The 3478-nt window shown below is 74.7% G+C and carries 3 protein-coding genes; all 3 read right to left on the bottom strand.

Features of this window, described 5'->3' with window-relative positions:
• Window positions 1-166 precede the first annotated feature (166 nt).
• Genes AB0E96_RS39670 through AB0E96_RS39660 form a run of 3 tightly spaced genes read right to left on the bottom strand, consistent with a single transcriptional unit; the run spans window position 167 to window position 3394 of the window.
• Complete coding sequence (locus AB0E96_RS39670; RefSeq protein WP_359831508.1) at window positions 167-2197, bottom strand: FixH family protein; 2031 nt, start codon at window positions 2195-2197, stop codon at window positions 167-169.
• Between the two features lie 13 nt (window positions 2198-2210).
• Window positions 2211-2738 (bottom strand): copper chaperone PCu(A)C, encoded by a 528-nt coding sequence (locus AB0E96_RS39665; RefSeq protein WP_359831506.1) that lies wholly within the window; start codon window positions 2736-2738, stop codon window positions 2211-2213.
• On the bottom strand, window positions 2735-3394 hold the full coding sequence (locus tag AB0E96_RS39660; RefSeq protein ID WP_359831504.1) for an SCO family protein: 660 nt from the start codon (window positions 3392-3394) through the stop codon (window positions 2735-2737). Before AB0E96_RS39660 ends, AB0E96_RS39665 begins: the two co-directional genes overlap by 4 nt.
• Between the last annotated feature and the right edge of the window lie 84 nt (window positions 3395-3478).

The following is a 3478-nucleotide window of genomic DNA, read 5'->3' as shown; positions in this document are numbered from 1 at the left end:
CCAGCAGGTCGAAGACGGTCAGCCGGGGGTCCAGGGCGTCCGTCGGGTCCTGGAGGACGATCTGGATGTCGCGCCGCAGCTCGTTCACCCGGGCCCTCCGGTCCGTGCCCCGCCGACGGCTCGGGCGCCGCCGGACCCTGCTCCGTGGAAACGTCCGTCATCCCGCTCACCCGATCTTGAACTGCTGGGTCGGGGTGGTCTGGTCGATGTCGGAGGACCGGATCTGCACCGACACCACCCAGGTGCCCGCCAGCGGCAGCTGCGCGGTGCCGCTCCAGCGGCCGGTGCCCTCCGGGGTGAGCGCGACCGGCAGGGGGCCGAGGTCGCGGTCCGGCAGGGTGAAGGCGAGCTGCACCTCGGGGACGTCCACCGGCTGCCCGTCCGCGCCGTCCAGCGCGAGCTTCACCTCGTTCGGCCCGGTCCGGGCCGGGTTGAGGGTCACGACCGCGGTGCCCTTGGCGTTCGGCGTCCGGCCCTTGGTGTCGTACGGGAGCTTGAGCTCGACGGTCCGGCCCGGCTCGGTCTGCGGTGCCGCCGCGGGCCCGCCGGCGGCCGGAGCCGTGGCGGCCCCGGCCCCGACCTCGCTCGCCACCCGTCCGGGCGGGGAGTTGGTGAGCATCGTGGTGACCACCAGCACCGCCACCGCGACCAGGGCCTCGACCAGCACCGAGCGGCGCAGCCCGGCCCGGGTCGGGGTCAGCCCGCGGTCGCGTCCGGCGCTCCGCAGGGCGGCCCGCTGACGCTCCAGCTGTGCCTGCCGGGCCGGGTCCTCGCTGTGCGCCGCCACGGCGACCGGCTCCGGCAGTTCGGCCGGTGCGACCTCCACCGCTTCGGCGGGGGCCGAGCGCAGCCTGGCCAGCCAGGAGCGGGAGATCCAGGCGACGCCGAGCATCGCGACCACGCAGCCGCTCTTCACCAGCAGCAGCCGCCCGTACTCGGTCCCGGTCAGCGCGCCCCAGCTGCCCAGGCCCCGCCAGGACTGGTAGATCCCGGTCGCGGCCAGGACGGCCACCGAGCCGAAGGCGATCTTCGAGAAGCGGTCCACCACCTCGGCGCCGACGCCCTCGCGCAGCGCGACCAGCAGCGCGGCCAGACCGCCCAGCCAGAGCGCCATCGCGATCAGGTGCAGGATGCCGAGCGGCAGTGCCAGCCAGACCTGGATGCCCACCGAGGCGTGGTCGGCGCCGACCCAGGTCGCCGAGAGGGCGACCGCCAGCACCAGGCTGGCCACGCCCAGGCCCAGCCGGACCTCGCGCTGCGGCCGCTCGGCGGCGCGCCGCTCCAGCTCGCGCAGTTCGGCGGCCTCGGCGTCGTCCTCGGCGGCCGCCGGAGCGTCGGAGAATCCGTTCTCCTCCTCGTCGCGCGGCTTCGGGACGACCGGTCGCGGCGGCTGCCCCAGCTGCCCGACCAGCAGCGACAGGAACACCCCGCCGGCCGCGAGCAGCAGCAGCCGGGCGGCCAGCGCGGTGCCGATCCGCTCGTCCAGCGTGGCGCGCACCAGCGACAGGTCGAAGGCCTGCCCGATCCCGGAGCCGCGCTCGTACGGGCCGCGCAGCATCAGCACCGCGACGGTGGAGACCAGCAGCGCCGTCCAGCCGGTCATCAGCAGTCGCTGCACCCGGCGCCGGGCGGTGCCGGCCGGCCAGCAGAGCAGGACGAAGGCGGCGACGCCGACCAGCAGCGCGAAGGCGGCGTAGGCGACGGTGCGCCCGGTGCCGTACAGGGCGGCGACCAGGCCGTCCGCCTCGGCGCCCTGGAGCGCGGTGGCCGACACCGAGGTGTCCGAGGGCGCGCCGATGGAGAAGGTGAACGCCCCGCCGACCGGGTGGGAGTCGTCCGAGACGGCCCGCCACGCCACCGTGTACGTGCCGTTGGCGAGCCCGTCCCGCAGCCCGACCCGGGCGGTGTTGCCCTTGCCGTCGGCGTGCGCCGGGTTGCCGGTGTCGACGGCCTTGCCGGCCGGGTCGAGCACCCGGACGGAGTCGCCGGAGAGGGAGACGGACTCGCTGAAGGTCAGCGTCACCGCCTGCGGAGCGGTGGCGACCACCGAGTTCTGCCGCGGGTCGGTGGAATCCAGGGTGGCGTGCGCGGAGGCCGGCCCGGCACCCGCGAGCATCAGCGCGAGCAGCGCGCCGAGCACTCCGAGCACCCCGGCGATCCGGCGGTGGGTGGCCTTCTCCAGGCCGGCCGACTGCATGGTGGCGGGTCCCCTAACTCTGGCCGGGGCGGTAGGTGAGCTCCTTGACCGGCACCTTCACGGAGATGGTGCCGGACTTGGCGAAGGTGAGGTCGAGCTCCAGCTCGTCGCCGAGCGACGGGGCCTTCTGCCATCCCATGATCATGAGGTGGTTGCCGCCCCGGGCGAGCTGCAGCGCGCCGTGCGCGGGGACGTCCAGGCTGTCCACCTGCTCCATGGTCGACGCCGTCGAGCGGTGCATGGTGACGGACTCGGCGGCCGGGCTGGTCACCTTGAGCAGCTGGTCCTGGCCGCCGTCGTTGCGGACGGTCAGGTAGCCGGCCGCCATGCCGCCGGCCGGGGGCAGCGGGATGTAGGAGTCGGCGACGCTGAGCCTGGCCGGGCCGGTGGAGGCGCCGCCCTGGGCGTTCGCGCCGCCGCCGGTGCCGCCGCCCGTTCCGCAGGCGGCCAGGATGGCGCCGCCGCCGAGGGCCGTCGCGACGACGGCGCCGAGCAGGGCGCTGCGGCGGAAGCGGCTGGTTCCGGTCTGCGCCGAGCTCACGCCGCGACCCCCTTGGCGAGCAGCGGCAGGTCGTGCTCGTAGGTCTTCTCCTCGGTGCCGCTCATGTAGAGCACGTGCGCCTTGTCGTCCGAGGGGAGGAAGGCCAGCACCTGGGCGCCGTGGGTGGAGGTGACGGTGCCGTCCCCGTTGACCACCGGGTCCTCGATCATGATGCCGAGCGACTTGGCCGCGGTCTTCACCTTGGCCAGGTCCCCGGTGAGGCCTATGAAGTCGCTGCCCATCGAGTCCAGCCAGGTGCGCAGCACCTTGGGGGTGTCGCGGTCCGGGTCGGTGGAGACGAAGACGACGTTGATCTTCTGGCGCTCCTCGGCGGGGAGCGCCTTCATCGCGACGCCGATGTCGCCCATGGTGGTCGGGCAGACGTCCGGGCAGCTGGTGTAGCCGAAGAACAGCAGGGTGGCCTTGCCGTTGGTCTGCTGCCGCAGGTCGAAGGGCCGGCCGTCGGTGTCGGTCAGCTGGAGGTCCGGCTTCTCGAAGTTCTTGGCGAGCTTGGTGCCCTGGTACGGGGTGTCCTCCTTCTGCCGGGTGACCTTGGCGGTGGTGGAGTCACCGCCGGAGGAGCCGCAGGCGGAGAGGGTCAGGGCGGCGGCCAGCGCGAGGGCGGCCGCGCCGGCCAGACGGGTGGTGCGGGGCATGGGAGTTCCGATCGTGCGCGGTGGACCGCCGGGGGGGCCTACCCCGGGGGGGGGGACACGCCCCCCGCGCCGGGGTCAGCGGGG

The sequence above is a fragment of the Kitasatospora sp. NPDC036755 genome (genome assembly GCF_040636595.1).
Taxonomy (GTDB): domain Bacteria; phylum Actinomycetota; class Actinomycetes; order Streptomycetales; family Streptomycetaceae; genus Kitasatospora.
Note: the sequence above shows the minus strand (reverse complement) of the source record. Positions and strands in the feature narration are given on the sequence as shown.